Origin of the sequence: Arthrobacter phoenicis (genome assembly GCF_047238215.1) — a bacterium.
Lineage (GTDB): Bacteria > Actinomycetota > Actinomycetes > Actinomycetales > Micrococcaceae > Arthrobacter.
On record NZ_JBDFMK010000001.1, the window covers coordinates 1,654,814 to 1,674,346 of the forward strand.

Consider the following 19,533-nt stretch of genomic DNA (forward strand, 5'->3'; position numbering starts at 1 on the left):
GGGCCTAGACAAACGGGGCGGTGCCGATGCCGGCGTCGTTGAGGGCGGCGCGGACCGCAGCCGACATAGCCACGGCGCCGGGTGAATCGCCGTGGACGCAGATGCTTTCGGCGCGGATCTTCAGGATGGAGCCGTCGATCGCGCGGACGGCGGAGTCCGTGGCCATCCGGAGGACGTGTTCGGTGACCTCGGCGGGGTCGTGCAGGACGGCGTCCCGGCGGGTGCGGGAGACCAGGGTTCCGTCGGGGTTGTAGGCGCGGTCGGCGAAGGCCTCGGTGACGGCCCGGAGACCGGCGGCCTCGGCCAGGCGCAGGACCTCGGAGCCGGGCAGCCCCAGGATGGGCAGGCCCGGGTCCACCGACTTCACGGCGTCGACGACGGCCTTAGCCTGGGCGGTGTGCGAGACGATCGCGTTGTAGAGGCCGCCGTGGGGCTTGACGTAGGTGACCTTGCCGCCTTCCGCGGCGGCGAGGGCCTGCAGCGCGCCGATCTGGTAGACGACGTCGTCCGCGAGTTCGCCCGGGTCGATGTCCACGAAGCGGCGGCCGAAGCCGGCCAGGTCGCGGTAGCCGACGTGCGCACCGATGGTGACCCCGGCGGCGACGGCGTCCCGGCAGGTCTGGCGGATGACGCTGGGGTCGCCGGCGTGGAAGCCGCAGGCGACGTTGGCGCTGGACACGGAGCGGAACATGGCGGCGTCGTCGCCGAGGCTCCAGCGCCCGTAGGATTCGCCGACGTCGCTGTTCAGGTCAATGGTGTTCAGCCCGGTGGTGGCCATGTGTGATCCTCGTCTCAAGGTTGCTTCCTACCTAGGATGCACCATGAACGAGGATTGTTCAACAATTTTCTGTGGGGGTTAGCGCTTTCCCTTTTTGCGGGAGCCCTTGCCGCGGCCCTTGTCCGGGTTCGGGGCGTAGCGCTGGGCGACCTTGGGCTGCTTGACGGCCGGTCCGCGGCGGTCCGGCTTGGGCGCCCGTTTGGGCTTCTCCTGCTGGGCGGAGGGCTGGCGGGAGCTGGCGGCCGTGCGTCCGCGGACAATCCCGATGAACTCCTCGATCACCTCGTCCGTGGACTCGCTGGGCCACGCCAGGGCGATCTGCGTAACGGGGGCTCCGGTGAGCCGGCGGGCGACGGTGTCCTTGACGTTGAAGTGTCGCGCAACGGACATCGGCAGGACCACCAGTCCGGCGCCGGAGGCCACCACCTGCAGGGCGGCTTCGGCGCCGCCGAGCTCAGCCACATCCAGGAACGTCTCGGCGGACAGGTCCTCCAGTGCCACCTCCTCGAAGAGGGAGATTTCGTGGCCCTTGGGCGCCACCACCACCGGCTGTTCCTCGTAGAGCGGGATGACACTGAGGCCCTCGCGGTCCACCGGCAGGCGCACGAAGCTCAGGTCCGCGGATCCGTCGCGCAGGACGGCGAGCTGGCCGGCGTCGTCGGTCATGAAGGAGTCCAGCGGCACCTCCGGCATGCGTTCCTCCCAGCGGCGGCTCCATTTGCCGGGGGTCACCCCGGCCACGTAGGCGAAGCGCAGCTCGCGGGGCTGGGGCGCGGACTCGTCGTGGGGCTGGGGGGTTTCTTCTGCTGCGGGCACAGCTTCACAGTACCGCCCGGGCCTCCGGCGCGCGGGGGCGGCAGCGGGGACGGTCCCGGGGCCGCTCCCGGGAGTGGAGTGCAGTGGTGCCCCGCGGGCGCGCCGACCGATACCCTTTAACCATGACCTCTGCAAACTCCCAGTCCATGAAGCCGGCCACCGTTGCCAAGAAACTTGGCCTCTACCTGCCCGCCACGCCCCAGGAGTTCCAGGATTCGGTCGTTACCCGCGAGGAATTCGCCGAGCTCCAGGCCAACCCGCCGGAGTGGCTGGCCGAACTGCGCCGCAACGGCCCGCACCCGCGCCCCGTGGTCGCGCAGAAGCTCAACGTCTCGATCAGCGGCCTGGCCCGCGGCGGCGTCGAGGAGGCGCTGACGACGGCGGAGATCACCGCGCTGCTGCAGGCTCCCCCGGCCTGGCTGGTGGCCGAACGCGCCACCCACGCCGCGGTCCGCGCCGAGGCGCAGCGGGTCAAGGACGAAGCGGCGAAGAAGGCCGCCAAGAAGGCCCACACCGAGTAGGACCCGCGCGTGGCCATGAGCTGGCCGCGCCCGGCAACCGTCGGACCTAGTCCTGGTGCAGCTGGATGTAGTTGCCGCAGCCGTCGTCGAGGATGGCTGTGGTGCCGCCGGGACCGTCGGAGGGCTCGGTCAGGAACATGACGCCCTTGGCCGTGAGCCGCTCGTACTCGGCCCGCACGTCTGGCACCCCGAACACGATCGCGGGCAACCCGGCGTCGTGCACGGCATTCATATAGGACGCACCGATCGGGTTGTCGCTGGGTTCCAGCAGCAGCCCCACCGTGGCCGCACCCTCCGGGTCCTTGATGATGTAGAGGTTGTGCTCCGGCATGGCCATCAGGGTTTCGAAGCCGAGGATGCCGGTATAGAACTCATGGGCCGCGGCCGGGTCCTTGACATGGATACTGCACATTTTCAGTCGCATGGGCCCTAGGCTACGCGGCGGCCGCCGCCCAGGGAACGGGCCCGGGCAGCCGGCAACAGCCCGGCGGCCCTGCCCGCCCAACAGATCTCGAAACGTGGCCCCCAATCCCCAGCGGGACTTTGCGCCATTGACGGCCCGGCCCGGATGACCTGCAATGGAAGGAGCGGAACGCACCCGCCCGGGGGTTCCGCGGGAGGTGCACGATGCCGTTTCCTGCAATATTCGCCGTGACGGGGCTGTGGCAGTTGCTGGCCCTGACACTGGTGGCCGCCGTGGGCGCCGCCGGGTCCGCCCATCTGGCCCGCAAGCACCATGCCGACCCCGCGACCCTCCCCGACGCCGTCTTCTGGGACGTCTTCGCCGGTGTGGCCGTGGTGGCACCGGCGGTCCTGCTGGGCGCCCTCGCCTCCCCCGCAGCCGGGCTGATGCTCTCCGCCGTCGCCGTGGCCTCGGCGGCGGCCAGCTTCCGCTGGACCCCGGCGCTCCTGCGCCGGCAGCGGACGAGGCGGGACGGCAGGCGTGCGACGGCGGACGACGCGGCGGCCGCGGCCCGGCACGGAGAGGTGCTGGCCCGCTGGCAGCGCTACGAGCTGGATCCGGCCCTTTGCATCGACTACCCGCAGCTCAGCGACGCCCGGCACCCCGAGACCTCGGCCCTGCTCAAGGCCATGCGGCGGGCGGAACTGCTGCGGCCCGTTCCAGGTCTCGGCGGGAGCGCAGGTCTCGGCGGGCCTGGCCGGGCGGACGGACCCAGTTACAGCGACGCCGTGGCGCGGCTGGAAACCGCCTTGGCCGAGGCCGAGCGTTCTGCCGGTGCTCTCGGCCAGCCACTGCTTTCACCAGGGAGTGCGCAATGACAGACATCACGATCATCGGCAGCGGCAATATGGCCCGGGCCATCGGGCTGAGGGCGGCCGCGGCCGGGGAATCCATCCAGATCCTGGACCGCAGCCCGGACAACGCGGCCCGGCTGGCGGCGGAACTCGGCGGGGGCACCACGTCCGGCAGCCTGGGCGACGTCCCGGAGGGCGACATCGTGGTCCTAGCGCTGTACTTTGAGCCGGCCAAGGAGGTGGCGGCGCACTACGGGGACACCCTCAGCGGCAAGACCGTGGTGGAGATCAGCAATCCGGTGAATATGGAGACCGGGGACTCGCTGCTGGTGGAGCCCGGCACCTCGGCCGCGGAGGAGGTGTCCCGGTTGCTGCCCGGCGCCCGGGTGGTGAAGGCCTTCAACACAACCTTCGCCGGGCCGCTGGCGGAGGGGTCAGTGGGCGGCCGGCAGCTGGACGTGTTCATCGCCTCCGACTCCGAGCAGGCCCGCAACGAGGTGGCGTCCTTTGCCGCCAAGGCAGGCCTCCGGCCGCTGCAGGTCGGTGCGCTTCGGCACGCCCGCGAGCTGGAGGGGATCCAGCTGCTGATGATCGGGCTCCAGATGAATCCGGCCTACGAATCGTTCAACTGGCAGACCGCGCTGAACGTCATCGACTAAGAGGCAAAAGACACGAACGACGGCGGGCGGCCCGGTCATCAGACCGGACCGCCCGCCGTCGTGGTTCGGGGCCGTAAGGGCTACAGCTCGACGGTGCCGCTCTCGCCCACGCTCATCCGGCTGTTGGTGACCTTGGACTTGACCCACTGCAGCACGGTGGCCGCGGTGCCGCCCGGGCTGGTCCAGTACTCGGCGGAGTCCGAGTCGACCCGGAGAAGGACCACGCCGGGGGTCTCCGGACCGTCCGGGAACCATGCCTCGACGGCCTGGTTCCACCGGTCGCGGATTTCCTGCCGGTCAGTGACGACCTCGGTGGTTCCCGCCACGGAAACCCATTCGGTGCCCTTGCCGAAGGAGACGTTGACGGCCGGGTTGGCCTTCACGTGGGCCACCTGGGAGGTGTCCTGCGACGTAAAGAACCACATGTCGCCGTCGTTCTCGACATCCTGGACCGCCAGCGGCCGGCTGACCAGGGCGCCCTTGTCATTGATGGTGGTGAACATCCCGATCCGGGAATCGTTGATAATGCCTGTCACCTTGCTGATGTCCTGTGCGTCCGACATGCGCTCACCTCGTCTTGAGTACTCCGGAGGGATGTCCTCCTGCCGCCAGCCTATTGATAAGGGTGCTTACTTTTCAAGCACGCCCGTGTCCGCGGCGGGAAGCTACCGGCCGCGGGTCAGCACCTGGCCGCGGAAGAACTCCGGCCGCAGCCTGGCCATCACCAGCATCAGGACCACGCCCAGCAGGATCACACCCATTCCGAGGATGAACACCAGCCCCAGGCCGCCGATGGAGGAGCCGGAGCCGTACTCGGGGTCCATCGAGTCGTAGGCGGTCTTGACGAACATGACCAGCAGGATCACGCCGCCCAGCAGGGGTGCCAGGAACTTGAAGAAGAACGAGTGCGCGCCGCGGAACGCCTGGGCGCGGAAGAACCAGACGCAGGCCAGGGCGGTGATGCCGTAGTAGAAGCAGATCATCATGCCCAGCGCGGTGATGGTGTCCCAGAGGGCGTTCTCGGACAGGGTGCGGGTGATGACGTAGAACCCGGCGGCCGCGGCGGCGGAGGCGATCGTGGCGAAGCTCGGGGACTTGTAGCTGGGGCTGATGGTGCCGAACTTGGCCGGGAGCGCCCGGTAGTGGCCCATCGAGAGCAGCGTGCGCGCCGGCGAGACGAAGGTGGACTGGAGGGAGGCCGCGGAGCTGCTGAGGATGGCCAGCGACATCAGGATCGCGAACGGTCCCATGACCGGTCCGGCGAGGACCGCGAAGATGCTGCCCTGATTCTCCGGGTTGCCGGCGCCCAGGCCTTCCTCTCCGACGCCGGCGAACGCCAGGGTGGCCAGCGCGACCGTCATGTAGATGATCACGATCACCAGGACGGTGACGGTGGCGGCGCGGCCCGGGGTCTTCTCCGGGTTGCGGGTCTCCTCGTTCATGGTCAAGGTGACGTCCCAGCCCCAGTAGATGAAGATCGAGAGCGAGACGCCGGCAGCGAAGGCGGAGAAGGATTCGACGGCGAACGGGTTGAACCAGTCCGGGGCGATCGCGGTGGCGTCGAAGGCGGTGCCGTTGGCCACGTGGCTAAACGCCGCGATGGAGAACCAGCCCAGGACCAGCAGCTGGAAGCCGACCAGGACGTACTGCACGGTCTTGGTGGTTTCCATGCCGCGGTAAGAGATCCAGCAGGCCAGGGCGATGAAGACCAGGGTGGTGGCGATGTTCAGCGGCAGCACCTTGGTCAGGTCGCCCAGCTCGGGGTTGTTGAAGATCTGGGCGAGCATCAGATAGAAGAAGTCGACGGCGACGGCGGCCAGGTTGGAGAGCACGATGATGGTGGCCGCGATCAGGCCCCAGCCGCCCATCCAGCCGATCCACGGTCCGAATGCCCGGGAGGCCCAGGTGAAGGAGGTGCCGGCGTCGGGCATGGCGTTGTTCAGCTCGCGGTAGCCCAGGGCGACCAGCAGCATGGGGATGAAGCCGACCAGGAAGATCGCCGGCAGGTGGACGCCCACCTCGGAGACGGTGGGGCCGAGCGCGGCGGTGAGGGTGTACGCCGGGGCGATGCAGGAAACGCCGATGACCACGGCCCCGATCAGGCCCACCGAGCCGGCCTTCAATCCCTTCTCGCTCAGACCGTGCTGCTGCACGGTGCCGGCGGCGCCGGACGTCGCGTGTTTGATGCTCATGCTTGTGCCTCTCGGGATGGGTCATTCGACGTTGAATGGGACGGGCTCTTGAGCTCGTAGTCGCTGGGGACCACGATCATGGGAACCGGCAGGGCCCGTAGGATCCGGTTGGCGGTGCTGCCCAGGAAGATGGAGCGGTGGCGGGCCAGCCGGCTGGAGCCGATCAGCAGGATTTCGCCGTCCTCCCAGTCGAGCCGGTCCACGGCCTCCTCGACGCTGCGGCCCTGGGCCACGACGACGTCGGAGGGGTGGGCGGCCGCCGCGGGCCCGCCGTCGGCGCCGGCGCTGCCGGTCTCCCCCGCAGTGCCGATGGCCGGGAGGGCGGCGGCGAGGTGGCCGGCGGCGTAGGCGCGGGCGGTTTCCGCGGCCTCGGCCGAGTCGCCCTCGTCGAGGGTGAGCAGCGAGACGACGCGCAGCGGGACGTGCCGGTTGGTGGCCATCGACACCGCGTAATCCAGCAGTTCCTCGGCGCCGGGCCGGTCGCCCAGCCCGCAGCTGACCCGGGTCAGCGCCTCGCGCCGGTGGTAGCCGTGCGGCGCGAGGGCCACCGGCACGGTGGCGGCGTGCAGCAGGGCACCGGCCACGGAACCCACGGTGAACCGCTTGAACAGACCGTTGCTGGTGGCGCCGATGACCAGCATGTCGGCGCCGAACTCGTCGCAGGCATCGATCAGGGTCTGGGCGTCGGATTCTCCGCTGCGGATGTGCGCCGAGGCGGGCACGTCCGCGGGGATCAGGCGCAGCCCCTCGTCGAGCCATTCCTGCGCCTGCTGGTGCAGGTAGTTGTCGTAGCCGGCGGCGGGGGCGTGCGCGGCGTTGAATGGCGCGGCCTCCGGGATGGCGACGACAAGGTCCAGGGCGGCCCCGCGGCCGCGGGCCAGGGAGACGGCCAGGTTGACGGCGTCGCGGCCTCTGGCGTTCGCGGAATATCCCACTACATATCGCATACTGACCGACCTCTCTGATTGGGTGCTGGACTGGGTCACGGGCTGGTCACGGGCTGATTCACCTGCGGTGGGCCGGGTCAGCGGCCGGCCGGGAGCCGGTCGGCGGCGGCGACGATGCGGGCGGCCACCTGGCGGCCCATCCGGATGGCGCCGTCGACGTGCTGGTATCCCTCGGCCGCGAGGTCGGAGGAGGCCCAGTAGATGGGGCCGACGGGGGCGTGCTGGTCCTTGCCGTAGCGGTGCAGGCCGCCAAGGTCGTAGCTGGCGGCGTAGGCTCCGCGGGTCCACTCCTCCGAGCCCCAGTCGGATTCGTAGTAGACCTCCGGTTCCAGCGCCTTCGGGCCCAGGAATGCGGCGATCGATTCGAGGATGGCGCGGCGGCGGCCCTCGGCGCTCAGTTCGAACATGGCGTCCGCCTTCTCGTCCGAAACGAAGCCCACCAGTGTCCCGCGCGGGTCCTCGTGGTTGGTGTTGTCGTAAACCTCCTGGACCAGGGCGTCGGCGCCGAAGCAGGTGCCGGAGAGGCCCTCCTCGCGCCAGAACGGCGAGCTGTAGACGGCGTGGACCTTGATGACCAGGCCCAGGGACTGGTGCTGGTGCATCTGGTGCTGGCGGCGCGGCAGCGGGGGGTTGTAGGAGACGCGGGAGTACAGGTTCGGCGGGACGGCCATGATGACGTGGCGCGCAGTGACGGTGGCACGGTCGGAGACCACGGTGGCGGTGTCCTCCGCCCAGGTGATGCTGCGCACCGGGCTGGAGAGGACGACGTCGTCGCCGAGTTCCGCGGCCTGGAGCACGGAGACCTGCTGCATGCCGCCCACCACGCGCTTGTCCAGGATGAAGTCCTCGTCGGTGAGGTGGGTGAAGGAACCGGCCGACGCCGCCATCAGCACGGCCTGCAGCGCGGAGAAGGCGTGCGCCGGCTTGGTGAGCATGCCGCCGGCGATGAAGAGGCCAATGTTGTTGCAGGCTTCCTCGTCGGTGGAGTTCTGGCGAAGCCAGTGGTGGAAAGAGATGGTGTCCAGCTCACGGGCCTTGGGGTGGGCCCACGGCTCGGCGGGGCCGATCTCGGCGGCGAGGGAGTCCAGCAGATCGGTCAGCTTGGCCATCTCGGCCGCCGTCGTCTCGCTGACCGGGAAGGTGTCCCCGGTGTAGAGGGTGCGCTTGCCGTCCGCGCCGAGGTAGACGGCCTGGCCGTCGCGGTAGCGGTCGTAGGTTTCGAGTCCGAGTTCGTCCAGCAGTTCCAGGAGGGCGGTCTGGTCCGGGGAGACCCACTGGCCGCCGATTTCCAGCATGGCGCCGTCGATGGTGTTGGTCCAGGTCCGGCCGCCCACGCGGTCGCGGGCCTCCAGCACGGCCACGCTCAGCCCGGCCTTCCGCAGTTCACGGGCCGCGGTCAGGCCCGCGGGGCCGGCTCCGACGATGGCGACGTCGCGGTCAAATTCCAGCATGATGTCCTCTCCGGGGTCCGCTCAGTGATGCGGACCACTAAATGAATGTCATTCATTTAGTGACGACTATAACGCCGGAGGGGCGCGGAGGGAAGACCCCGGCGCAAGGTTGCCGTCGGTGGAATAATCCAGAGGACACCCGCCGGGAGCCTCCCGGATCCGCAGGAAGAGAGGGGCAGGGCATGCCGGCAGCCAGCAACGCCACCACGGAACCGCACCGCCCGGCGGTCTCGCGCCGCCGCGTCGGCCGCCCCGCCGCCGCGGTCCTGGACCAGGACGGCATCACCGCCGCGGCCCTGCAACTGGTGCGCAAGAGCGGCTACGACGCGTTCACCATGGCCGCCCTCGCGAAGACGCTGAACGTGGCGCCGTCGGCCCTGTATAACCACGTCGCTTCCAAGCGCGAGGTTCTGGTGTTGGTGCAGGACCACCTGACCTCGTTCGTGGACGTCTCGGCGTTCGAGACCCTGCCGTGGGAGCAGGCAGTGCGGGAGTGGGCCTGGAGCTACCGGGACGTGTTCTCCCGCCACACCCCGCTGATTCCAGTTATTGCCGTCCTGCCGGTGGCGGACGCGCCGAAGACCCTGGCCATGTACGAGGCGGTCAGCGCCGGTTTCCGCCGCGCGGGCTTCCCGCAGGACCGGATCGTCGCGGCCATCGTGGCGCTGGAGTCCTTTATCTTCGGCTCGGCCTACGACGTCACGGCGCCGGCGGATATTTTCGACGCCGGCAGTCTGGCCGCGTCGACGCCGAACTTCACCGCCGCCGTCGCCAGCCTGGGCACGGAAGGCTACGCCAACCAGGCGGACACCGCCTTCAGCCTGGGCATGGAGGCCCTGATCGCGGGCTTTGGCGCCCTGAGGTCCTAGGCGGTTCCGTCCGGCGATTGCCTGCCTTAATGGGAAACCGGCCGCGGCCCCGCCTGCTGGGCGGGTCCGCGGCCGGTGGGCGGCGTCGTTGGGGATGACGCCTGCCGGGCGGGCTACTTGGCGTCGAGGAACACCGGGTTGGTCAGCGCCGCCATGGGGCCGAGCTGGAGCGTGGTCCCCATGGCCGTCCCGTTGCTGGCCGTGCCGTCGGGCAGCGGGTGCCGGACCTCCACCCGGATGTAGGCCGCGAGCTGCGGCGTCGTCAGCCAGGTGCAGGTGCCCGTCCCGGAGGCTGGCAGGGTGAACTGCTGGGTCTGGCCCTCGTCGGTGATGAACCGGACCACGCCGTTGGCGACGCCGGAGACCTTGGCCGTGACGGTGACCCGCGCGTCCGGGGCCGCCGTCAGCCGCTCGCCCACGCCGGCGGTGCGGCCACCGACGGCGACGCTGAAGTCGACGGTGATGTCCGCGGACTCGGCGATCCAGCTGCGACCATTGCGGATGCCTTCCAGCACGCCGTCCCGGGACAGCGCCTTCGCGTAGACCACATTGTGCGGGAAGCCGATGACCTGCGGTGCGCTGTGGGCGTCACTGTTGCCCATGGCGGGAAGCCAGCGGCCGCCGGTCCGGGCCGACTGGGCCAGCATCGAGTCCCAGGTGTTGATGGCGTACTCGTCATCGGCTGTCCACGGACCGGTCCATACTTCGACGGCGTCGGCGTCGTCGTAGCCGAACTTCCAGCGGCAGGCCACGTAGGGGCAGTAGGGGTGGGCCGGGACCACCAGGCCGCCGGAGGCGTGGATGTGCTGCGCCTCCTGCTCGAAGCCCTTGTCCCGGGCGCGGTAGCGCCAGTCGATCCATTCGCCCGGTTCCAGCCCCAGCGCCAGGTAGTGGCCGTTGCGGGTGGTGACCTCCTCACCGGTGAGGATGAGCAGGTCGTTTCCGGCCAGCGGGCCCCAGACGCCGTGCGAGGCCGGGGTGTTGTGGTCGGTGCTGATCATGAAGTCCAGCCGGCCGGCACGGGCACCCGCGGCCACTTCCTCGGGGGTGCGCTTGCCGTCGGAGTAGACGGTGTGGAGGTGCGCGTCGCCGCGGTACCAGCCCGGGCCCTTGCCGGCCACCTGCTGCGGCGGATACTGCGGGCGGTAGGGTGCGGCGTCCGGGCCGAAGTCCAGGGTGACGGTAACGGTGTAGTCCATGCCCTGTTCCGCCACCTGGTAGGGGCCGAGGGCGATGTTCCAGGTGCCCTTGCCCACGGGGCCGGGGAGGTAGCCGGGGGTGGCCTCGGCGGCGCTGATGAAGAATTCGGTCCGGAATCCGCCGGACCAGCCACGGAATCCCTTGCCGGACAGCGCAGTGCCCTTCTCGTCGAAGACGCCGATGTCGCAGGCGTTGTTCAGCAGGCCGGCGGCGACGGAGGGCTTGCTGTAGCTGTAGCTGACGCTGATCTTGTTGACGCCGGCGGGGACCTCGACCGGCAGGTAGACGAAGTCGGCGGCACCGGGATCGAGGTGGCCGGTGAGGGTCTTGGTGGTGGCGCTGCCGTCGGCGGCGGCCGCGAAGTTCATGGGTGCCAGAGTCAGGGCCGCACCGGTCATGGCGGCGGCGAGGAATCCTCGGCGGCTGGGAGAAAGAGCGGGGGTGATGGCCTCGTGGGCCTTACATGGTGAAGTCACGCGGACCATGCTCACGGCGGCAGCTGAACTCCCGGGGGCACGGGTTGGCCGGAGTGTGAACGTCCGCTGGGAATACCGTCGTCATGCGTCTCTGGGGAGAATGGGCCGCGTGAGAGGACGGTGCCGGGAAACAAAAGAACCCCGGTCCGAAGACCAGGGTTCTTTAGAATGCGTGCGCGAGGGGGGATTTGAACCCCCACGCCCTTTCGGACACTGGCACCTGAAGCCAGCGCGTCTGCCGTTCCGCCACTCGCGCGCAACTTCTTCCGCTCGGCAGTAGTCCGTTTCCGGAACCTCCGCCTCGTGAAAGCAGCGAGATCAAGCATAACGGACACCTGCGGCAAAACACTAATCGGCCGTTTTGGCACCTCCCGAAGGCGTCCACAGGGGCCTTTTCCAGCCGCCAAACTCCCGCTTTTCGGGCCCACAGCCCGGTGGTTCTCTACCCCATCCGCACGCCGCCACGCCGCCAGCCTCCCGGGCATCCGCCCACGTCAGCGCCGGTGGGGACCCAAGCACTAACAGCCCCGACGACGGGCCGCGTTAAGGCCATTCCCAGCCATGGACAGTAGTATCTGGTGTAGGAGTGCCCGATCCCGGTGGACTCCCGCGTTAGTTGGAAACCGAGTTCCGGAACAAAACGCTGCCCCGCAGCTGTCAGGAAAGGAGAAGGACCATGGGCTTGCTGGACAAGGTCGAGCGCGGCATTGAAAAGGCCGTCCGCGGCGTCTTCTCCACCGGTTCCCGGGCGCGGGTAGAGCCGGTCGAGATCGCCAGCCACCTCCGCCGCGAGGTGGACGATAAGGCCATCACCATCGCCGCCGGCCGCACCCTGGCCCCCAACGTCTTCGATGTGCTGCTCAGCGGCGACGATTTTGAACGGGCCCAGGAATGGGGAACCCCGCTGGCCGAAGAGCTATGCGACGTCGTCATCAACCACGTCCGCAGCCAGGGCTACACCCTGCAGGGTCCCGTGCGGATCAGCTTCCGCCACGACGGCGACCGCAAGGCCGGCGACTTCGACATCACCTCCCGGACCGAGAAGTCCGGTGGGTCCCCGGCCGCCGCGCCCGCACCGATGCCGGTCACGCCGCCACGGCAGCCCGCGGCCAACCTTCAGCCGGTGCTCGACATCAACGGCCAGCGGTACTCGCTGAATGCACCCTCGGTCGTCCTGGGCCGCTCCTCCGAGGCGGACATCCTGATCGATGACACGGGCGTCTCGCGCCGGCACCTGGAAATCCGGTCCGGCCACGGTACGGCCCAGGCCATCGACCTGGGTTCCACCAACGGCAGCTACGTCGACGGACACAAAGTAGTCGGCTCCGCGGAACTCTCCGACGGCGCCACCATCACCATGGGACGGACCAAGATCATCTTCCGCCTTCTGCCCCCCAGCCAGGGCGGCCGCCCGTGAGCGAACTGACCATCACGGCCCTGCGGTTTGGCTTCCTCATCCTGCTCTGGGTCCTCATCTTCAGCATTGTCTCGGCCATGCGGCGCGACCTGATGATCGGCCGGAAGGCCGCCGCCGGTGCCCCCACGGCCCGGCAGGTACGCCGCAACCCGTCCCTGGCCGAACCCGCACCGGCGCCCGTGAAGCAGCAGGCCCGTCAGCTCGTGGTGACGGAAGGTCCCCTCAAGGGCACCACCCTGCCGCTGGCGGCGAGCCCCATCCTGCTGGGCCGCGCACAGGAAGCCACCCTGGTCCTCGAGGACGACTATGCCTCCGGCCGGCACGCCCGCCTGTTCCCGCAGGGCAGCCGCTGGTTCATCGAGGACCTCGGTTCCACCAACGGCACTTATCTCGCAGAGCAGCAGCTGACCCGGGCCCTCCCGGTGGAGCTGGGTGTCCCCGTGCGAATCGGCAAGACGGTCATTGAATTGAGGCCGTAGCCGTGGCTGCTACCCAAACCCCCGCGAACCAGGCATCTGCCCAGGAGCGGCCGCTCATCATGCGCTATGCCGCGCGCTCCGACGTCGGCCGCGTCCGCTCGAAGAACGACGACTCCGCCTACGTCGGCCGGCACCTCGCCGTCGTCGCGGACGGCATGGGCGGCCACGCCGGCGGCGACGTTGCCTCCGCGGCGACCGTGCTGGACATGATCCATCTGGACCGCGACGACTACGATACCGCGGCCGGCGAGGCGGACACCGTCTTGGCCGACGAGATCCAGACGGCGAACTCCCTGCTCTCCGAGCTGGTCCACATGAACCCGAAGCTTGCAGGCATGGGCACCACCGTGACCGCCCTCCTGCTGGCCGGTGGCAAGCTGCACTTCGCCCACATCGGCGACTCCCGCGCCTACCGGCTGCGGAACGGGGTCTTCGAGCAGGTCAGCGTGGACCACACCTTCGTGCAGCGGCTCATCGACGAGGGCCGCCTCCGCCCCGAGGAAGCCGAAACGCACCCGCACAAAAACGTCCTGATGCGCGTCCTGGGCGACGTGGACGCCAGCCCCGAACTCGACCTGGACATCCTGGACGTCCAGCCCGGGGAGCGCTGGCTGCTCTGCTCGGACGGCCTGAACTACGTGGCCGGCCACGTCGTGGAGCGGACCATCCGCGAGACGAAGAGCCTGCGCGAATGCGCCGAAACGCTGGTGGACCTCACCCTTGAGGCGGGTTCCCCGGACAACGTGACCGTGGTGGTGCTCGACATCGCCGAGCAGACCGGCGACGACGTCAACACCGCCGCCGTTGAGGTGGTGCTGCCGCGCGCCGTGTCCGCCACCGTGCAGCCCCCCGCCGAGACGACCGACGCCGGTAAGCCCTCCGGTAAGCCTGCTGCCGGCGCAGCCGCCGGTGCGGCCGCCGCCGCGGAAGCCGATGCGGCCGGCAGCACCTACGCGGCCAGCATGCCCGGCTCCAAGGACACCACCGGCAACGGGACCAAGGACGGCGACGCCGGAAAGTCCGCGGACGAGCCGTCCCCGGCCACCGATCCCAACCTCGGCGAGCATCTCTCCGCCGAGGTGCTGCGCGAAGAACTGTCCAGCCGCCCGCACGAACTCGTCGGCGCCGCCGCTTCCGCCGCCGAGAGCGGATCCATTCCGTCGATCGCCGGCCGCACCGTGGCCCGCCGCGCCGCGACGGTCCTCACCCACAAGGCCGATCCGGCCCGCGAGGAAGCCGACGAGATCAAGCCGCCGGTCAAGCGCCGCCGCTGGCTGACCATCTCGATCGCCGCCGCCATCGCCATCGTGCTGGGGCTTGGCCTGTGGCTGGGCTACGCCTGGACCCAGACCCGGTACTACATCGGCGAACAGGACCAGCACGTGGCGATCTTCAACGGCGTCTCCCAGCAACTGGGGCCGATCCCGCTGTCCACCCTGGAGACGGTCACCGATATCAAGATGTCCGATCTGCCCGAGTTCTCCCAGCAGCGCGTCCGCCAGACCGTCCCGGCCCGGGACCTGTACGACGCGCAGCGGATCGTCAAGAACCTGGAACGCACCGGCCTGACGTCCCCCGCCGATGAGTGCCTGACGCCCTCCCCCGGCCCCAGCCCTTCCGGCACGGCCACCCCGTCCGGAACGGCCAGCCCCAGCGGCCAGGCGACCGCTTCGCCGTCCGGCTCCGCGGCCGCCCCGGCGCCCTCCGGCTCCCCCCGGCCCACTCCCACACCGAGCTGCGAGGGATCAAAATGACCCCCATCGATCCCACTCCCAGGCCCCGCCGCAACGTCGAACTGGTCCTGCTGATCCTGGCGCTCCTGGTCGGCATCGGCGCCAACGCCCTCGTGGGCGTGGACCGGCAGAAGGCCTTCGACACCGACTTCTGGTTCCAGTCCGGGCTGCTGACCGCCGCCGCGCTGGCTTTCCACATGGTGTTGAGGTTCCGCGCCAAGTATGCCGATCCGGTAATACTTCCGCTGGTCATCGCCCTGAACGGCCTCGGCCTGGCCATGATCCACCGGCTCGACCGCGTGGGCGAGGACACCGGCAACAACCAGCTCCGGTGGACGCTGGTGGCCATGGCCGTCGCCATCGCCGTCGTGTTCTTCCTCAAGGACCACCGCCTGCTGCGCCGGTTCACCTACATCTCGCTCGCCGCGAGTGCGGTGCTGCTGGTCCTGCCGCTGGTCCCCGGCATCTCCGCCGGTGAGGTGCTCGGCGCCAGTGTCTGGATCAAGCTGGGCTCGATGACCTTCCAGCCGGGCGAGGTCGCCAAGATCACCCTCGCCATATTCTTCGCCGGGTATCTTTCCTCGAACCGGGACCTCATCCTGCTCGCCGGCCGCAAGGTCGGCCCCGTGCAGTTCCCCCGGATCAAGGACATGGGCCCGATGATCACGGCCTGGCTGGTCAGCATCGGCGTACTGATCTTCCAGCGCGACCTCGGCACTTCCATCCTGTTCTTCGGACTTTTCCTGGTGATGATCTACGTCGCCACCAGCCGGATCAGCTGGGTCATCATCGGCGTTGTCCTGATGGTGGCCGGCGGATTCGCGGCCGCCAAGGTCTTCTCCCACGTGGCGCTCCGGATCGACGGCTGGTGGAACGCCTTCACGGACGAGGTCTACGGCCGTGAGTTCGGCGGCAGCCGCCAGATCGTCGAGGGCCTCTTCGGCATGGCCAACGGCGGCCTTGTCGGCACCGGACTGGGCCAGGGCCGGCCCAACCTGGTCCCCTTCGCCAACAGCGACATGATTGTCGCGTCCTTCGGTGAGGAACTGGGCCTGATCGGGCTGTTCGCGATCGTGCTGATGTACCTGCTGCTCTTCACCCGCGGCTTCCGCGCCGCCCTGGGCACCCGGGACGCATTCGGGAAGCTACTGGCCACGGGCCTGTCCTTCGCCGTCGCGCTCCAGTGCTTCGTCGTCATCGGCGGCGTCACCCGGCTGATCCCGCTCACGGGCCTCACCACACCGTTCCTGGCCGCCGGCGGCTCCTCGCTGCTGGCCAACTGGATCATCGTGGGGCTCCTGCTGATGATCTCGCACACCGCCCGCGGGCCGGTCGACACCACGCCGCTGCCGGCGGGGCAGGCTCCCGAGACCCATGCGGACGCCCCGGCCGTTCCGCCGAAGCCCGCGGCCGCCCCCGCGGCCCGGCCCGGCAAACCTTCCAGTCCAGACGCTCCGACCGAGGCGGTGACCTCCCTGTGAACCAGGCCATCCGAAACTCCTGGATCGCCGCGATCGCCATGTTCGCGCTGATCTTCGGGGCCCTGAGCTACGTGCAGGTGGTTGGCGCCGACGAACTGAAGGCCAACGCCTGGAACACCCGCACCCTGATCCAGAACTACTGCAACGACCGGGGCGCCATCATCGTCGGCGGCACCCCGATCGCCCAGTCCGTGCCGGGCAGTGAAAGCTGCCAGTTCCAGCGCACGTATACGCAGCCTGAGCTTTACGCCGGCGTCACCGGCTACTTCTCCCGGAATTATGGCCTGACCGGCATGGAACTGGCCATGAACGAGCAGCTCGCCGGCAGCTCGGACCAGCTGTTCCTGGACCGCGTCGGCCAGCTCTTCCTGGGCAATCAGCCCAAGGGCGCCTCGGTGGAGCTGACCCTGGATCCGAAGATCCAGAAGCTCGCCTACGACCTGATTCCGGACGGCCAGCGCGGCTCGATCGTGGTGACCAACCCGAAGACCGGTGCCATCCTGGCGATGGTGTCCAAGCCGTCCTACAACCCGAACCTCGTGGCCACGCAGGACAGCGACGCCGAGGCCGCGAACATCACCGCGCTGAACAAGATCCCGGGCATCAACCTGAACCAGTCGGTCAGCGGTCCCACCGGAGCGCTGCTGGCACCGGGCTCGGTCTTCAAGATCATCGACACCGCCGCCGCCCTGGGCTCCGGGAAGTACAACAAGGACAGCGAACTGCCCAACCCGGCGGAGCTGCCGTTCCCCGGCATCCAGTACAAGCTGCCGAACTACGCCGGCGGCAACTGCTACACCCGGGACACGGCGTCCTTCGCGTTCGCCCTGCAGCAGTCCTGCAACACCCCCTTCGCCAAGATCGCACTGGACCTGGGTCAGAAGGCCATCGCGGACCAGGCGGCCAAGTTCGGCTTCGGCCAGGACTTCGGCGACCAGCTGAAGCTGGACTCGGCCAAGAGCTTCTTCCCGACCGAACCGCTGGACGACGCCGGTCTGGCCCAGTCCGCGATCGGCCAGCGCGACGTGCGGGCCACCCCGCTGCAGATCAACCTGATGACCTCGGCGATCGCCAACGGCGGCGTCGAAATGAAACCAAACCTGATCAAGACCCTGCGGGCCCCCGATCTTCGGATCATCAACGAGCCGAAGCCGGAGTCCCTGCGGACCTCCACGACGCCGGAGATCTCCCGGCAGATCACCGAGTGGATGGCCAGCGTGGTCAGCGACGGCATCGCCAAGGGCGCGGCCGTTCCGGGCGTCCAGGTGGCCGGCAAGACCGGCACCGCGGAACTCGGCGACGGCAAGAACAACTCTTGGTTTACCGGGTTCGCCCCGGCCAATGACCCGCAAGTGGCTGTCACCATCGTCATGCAAGGCGTGGACATCACCACCGGAGCACAGCTAACCAGTCCTAATGCGAAGAAGATTTTTGAGGCGGTGTTGAACAAGTGAGGCCTTCATCGGGTATCACCCTCGGCGGCAGATTCCAGCTGACCACCCGGATAGCGATCGGCGGTATGGGCGAGGTCTGGAAGGCCAAGGACCTGATCCTGGGCCGGATCGTCGCGATCAAGGTCCTCAAGGAGGAATACACCGGCGACCCCGGATTCCTGCAGCGCTTCCGCGCCGAGGCACGGCACACCGCCCTGCTCAACCACGTCGGCATCGCCAACGTCTTCGACTACGGCGAGGAGGAGGGCTCGGCCTACCTGGTGATGGAACTGGTGCCGGGCCAGCCGCTGAGCAGCATCATCGAACACGAGCAGGTGCTCTCCCCGGAGCGGACGCTGTCGATGATTTCGCAGACCGCCCGGGCCCTGTCGGTGGCCCACGCCCAGGGCCTGGTGCACCGCGACATCAAGCCCGGAAACCTGCTGATCACCCCGGACGGCAGGGTCAAGGTCACGGACTTCGGCATCGCCCGCCTGGCGGACCAGGTTCCCCTGACCCAGACGGGCCAGGTGATGGGCACCGCCCAGTACCTCGCCCCGGAGCAGGCCACCGGGCAGACCGCCACCGGTGCCTCGGACATTTACTCCCTCGGCGTCATCGGCTATGAATGCCTGACCGGCCACCGGCCGTTCTCCGGCGAATCGCAGATCGCCATCGCCCTTGCCCAGGTCAACGACGCCCCGCCGCCGCTGCCGGACACCCTGCCGCGCCCAGTCCGGGCGCTGCTGATGTCCATGCTCGCCAAGGATCCGAAGAACCGCCCGGCCGACGCCATCAAGCTGGCGGAAGCCGCGGACGCGATCCGAAACGGTGACATCGCCGCCGCTCATGCAGCGGTCCCCGGCATGCTGCTCTTCGAGGACACCAACGGTCCCGTCACCGCTGCCACGAGCGTCCAGACCGCCGCCACCGGCGTGATCGGCGGGGACAACCGCACCTCGGCCCTTCCCGTCGTCGGGGCCGCCGGTGCCGGCGCCGCCGCGGGGCTGGCCGCGGGTGCCGCGGCCGCCAGCGGCTACGGAGCGCGCAATGCCCTGAACCGGGCAGACGCCCTGGCCGCCGAACGCAACTGGCTGCCGGAGGAGGACGAGGAGGACTACGACGGCTATGAGCCGGAGGAGGAACCCAAGCGCCGCGGCCGCAGCCCGTGGACCTGGCCGCTGATCGCCCTGATCCTGCTGGTGCTCTTCGCCCTGGTCGGCATCGTGGTCTCGCAGGCCGGCAGCCTGTTCCCGTCCTCGACCGCCACGACGTCGAAGCCGGCGGCCACGACGGCGGCCCCGACGTCGTCGACTCCCACGCCGACGCCGACTCCGACCGTCAGCTCGGCGACGCCGACGGTGTCCACGCCGCCTGCCATCAACCTGGTTCCGGAGTCATATTTGGGTCGGCAGTACAACGATGTCCGTTCCCAGCTGATCGGAATGGGGCTGCAGGTCAAGGGCAACCAGGTGGCGGACCCGTCCACCCCTGGAACGGTCACTGACATCAACCCCTCCGGTCCGGTGCAGCGCGGTGACGTGATCACGGTGACGTACTCATCCGGTCCCCAGATGGTTGCGGTGCCTCAGTTCAAGCAGGGCGCCAGTGAAACCTCGGTGCAGCAGGCCATCGAGGCAGCCGGTCTGCGCTGGCAGAAGGGGGACCCGCTGCCGGGTACCAAGAACCAGCAGGAGGGCACCTTCGTCAGCTCCGAGCCGGCGTCCGGAACCCAGGTCCAGGCCGGGTCGGTCGTGACCTACCACCTGGCCGCCGCACCGGCCGCGCCGACCCCGTCCCCGAGCCCCACCCTCACCAAGTAGG

18 protein-coding genes and 1 tRNA gene are annotated in these 19,533 nt (G+C 69.2%); 10 read left to right on the plus strand and 9 right to left on the minus strand.

The genetic code is table 11. From position 1 onward, the window contains the following. Window positions 1-4: 4 nt before the first annotated feature. Window positions 5-763, minus strand: coding sequence for a LamB/YcsF family protein (locus tag ABC337_RS07745; RefSeq protein WP_377971338.1), 759 nt, complete (start codon window positions 761-763; stop codon window positions 5-7). A 93-nt stretch (window positions 764-856) separates the two neighbouring features. Beyond that, complete coding sequence (locus tag ABC337_RS07750) at window positions 857-1,594, minus strand: LysR family transcriptional regulator substrate-binding protein (protein WP_412884462.1); 738 nt, start codon at window positions 1,592-1,594, stop codon at window positions 857-859. A gap of 122 nt (window positions 1,595-1,716) precedes the next feature. On the opposite strand from ABC337_RS07750, the gene ABC337_RS07755 reads away from it, so the two are divergent. Continuing rightward, on the plus strand, window positions 1,717-2,115 hold the full coding sequence (locus tag ABC337_RS07755; protein ID WP_412884461.1) for a DUF5997 family protein: 399 nt from the start codon (window positions 1,717-1,719) through the stop codon (window positions 2,113-2,115). Between the two features lie 46 nt (window positions 2,116-2,161). Here ABC337_RS07755 and ABC337_RS07760 read toward each other — a convergent pair whose 3' ends face one another. Then, complete coding sequence (locus ABC337_RS07760) at window positions 2,162-2,539, minus strand: VOC family protein (protein ID WP_412884460.1); 378 nt, start codon at window positions 2,537-2,539, stop codon at window positions 2,162-2,164. 227 nt (window positions 2,540-2,766) lie between these two features. On the opposite strand from ABC337_RS07760, the gene ABC337_RS07765 reads away from it, so the two are divergent. Then, window positions 2,767-3,396, plus strand: a complete 630-nt coding sequence (locus ABC337_RS07765) for a hypothetical protein (protein ID WP_412884459.1) — start codon at window positions 2,767-2,769, stop codon at window positions 3,394-3,396. Then, on the plus strand, window positions 3,393-4,031 hold the full coding sequence (locus tag ABC337_RS07770; RefSeq protein ID WP_412884458.1) for an NADPH-dependent F420 reductase: 639 nt from the start codon (window positions 3,393-3,395) through the stop codon (window positions 4,029-4,031). Before ABC337_RS07765 ends, ABC337_RS07770 begins: the two co-directional genes overlap by 4 nt. A gap of 80 nt (window positions 4,032-4,111) precedes the next feature. Here the strand turns inward: ABC337_RS07770 and ABC337_RS07775 are convergent, their stop codons facing one another. From ABC337_RS07775 to ABC337_RS07790, 4 genes are all read right to left on the minus strand, one after another. Then, window positions 4,112-4,594: a pyridoxamine 5'-phosphate oxidase family protein gene (locus tag ABC337_RS07775; protein ID WP_412884457.1), complete on the minus strand. Its 483-nt coding sequence runs from the start codon at window positions 4,592-4,594 to the stop codon at window positions 4,112-4,114. A gap of 102 nt (window positions 4,595-4,696) precedes the next feature. Then, the gene (locus ABC337_RS07780) at window positions 4,697-6,223 is read right to left on the minus strand and encodes an APC family permease (protein ID WP_412884456.1); all 1,527 of its coding nucleotides are present in this window, start codon (window positions 6,221-6,223) and stop codon (window positions 4,697-4,699) included. Continuing rightward, window positions 6,220-7,170, minus strand: a complete 951-nt coding sequence (locus ABC337_RS07785) for a universal stress protein (RefSeq protein ID WP_412884455.1) — start codon at window positions 7,168-7,170, stop codon at window positions 6,220-6,222. The genes ABC337_RS07780 and ABC337_RS07785 overlap by 4 nt, the downstream gene beginning before the upstream one ends. 77 nt (window positions 7,171-7,247) lie before the next feature. After that, a complete protein-coding gene (locus ABC337_RS07790; RefSeq protein ID WP_412884454.1) occupies window positions 7,248-8,621 on the minus strand; it encodes a flavin monoamine oxidase family protein in 1,374 nt (457 codons plus the stop codon). A 182-nt stretch (window positions 8,622-8,803) separates the two neighbouring features. Between ABC337_RS07790 and ABC337_RS07795 the strand changes: the two genes are divergently transcribed. Then, window positions 8,804-9,490 carry a TetR/AcrR family transcriptional regulator gene (locus ABC337_RS07795; protein WP_412884453.1) on the plus strand — a complete coding sequence of 229 codons (687 nt, stop codon included), beginning with the start codon at window positions 8,804-8,806 and terminating at the stop codon, window positions 9,488-9,490. Window positions 9,491-9,603: 113 nt separating this feature from the next. Here ABC337_RS07795 and ABC337_RS07800 read toward each other — a convergent pair whose 3' ends face one another. Further along, window positions 9,604-11,166 carry a CehA/McbA family metallohydrolase gene (locus ABC337_RS07800; protein WP_412893220.1) on the minus strand — a complete coding sequence of 521 codons (1,563 nt, stop codon included), beginning with the start codon at window positions 11,164-11,166 and terminating at the stop codon, window positions 9,604-9,606. A gap of 173 nt (window positions 11,167-11,339) precedes the next feature. Continuing rightward, window positions 11,340-11,422, minus strand: a tRNA-Leu gene (locus tag ABC337_RS07805). A 420-nt stretch (window positions 11,423-11,842) separates the two neighbouring features. Here ABC337_RS07805 and ABC337_RS07810 point away from each other — a divergent pair. The 6 genes from ABC337_RS07810 to ABC337_RS07835 are packed head-to-tail and all read left to right on the plus strand — an operon-like array spanning window position 11,843 to window position 19,532. Continuing rightward, entirely contained in the window at window positions 11,843-12,583 is a 741-nt protein-coding gene (locus ABC337_RS07810) for an FHA domain-containing protein (protein ID WP_412884451.1), read from the plus strand. Continuing rightward, the gene (locus tag ABC337_RS07815) at window positions 12,580-13,062 is read left to right on the plus strand and encodes an FHA domain-containing protein FhaB/FipA (RefSeq protein ID WP_290257087.1); all 483 of its coding nucleotides are present in this window, start codon (window positions 12,580-12,582) and stop codon (window positions 13,060-13,062) included. Before ABC337_RS07810 ends, ABC337_RS07815 begins: the two co-directional genes overlap by 4 nt. Before the next feature lie 2 nt (window positions 13,063-13,064). Beyond that, a complete protein-coding gene (locus ABC337_RS07820) occupies window positions 13,065-14,816 on the plus strand; it encodes a PP2C family protein-serine/threonine phosphatase (RefSeq protein ID WP_412884450.1) in 1,752 nt (583 codons plus the stop codon). Further along, the gene (locus ABC337_RS07825) at window positions 14,813-16,276 is read left to right on the plus strand and encodes an FtsW/RodA/SpoVE family cell cycle protein (RefSeq protein WP_412884449.1); all 1,464 of its coding nucleotides are present in this window, start codon (window positions 14,813-14,815) and stop codon (window positions 16,274-16,276) included. Before ABC337_RS07820 ends, ABC337_RS07825 begins: the two co-directional genes overlap by 4 nt. Continuing rightward, window positions 16,273-17,730, plus strand: coding sequence for a peptidoglycan D,D-transpeptidase FtsI family protein (locus tag ABC337_RS07830; protein WP_412884448.1), 1,458 nt, complete (start codon window positions 16,273-16,275; stop codon window positions 17,728-17,730). Before ABC337_RS07825 ends, ABC337_RS07830 begins: the two co-directional genes overlap by 4 nt. Then, window positions 17,727-19,532 (plus strand): protein kinase domain-containing protein, encoded by a 1,806-nt coding sequence (locus tag ABC337_RS07835; protein ID WP_412884447.1) that lies wholly within the window; start codon window positions 17,727-17,729, stop codon window positions 19,530-19,532. Before ABC337_RS07830 ends, ABC337_RS07835 begins: the two co-directional genes overlap by 4 nt. The last annotated feature ends 1 nt before the right edge of the window (window position 19,533 follow it).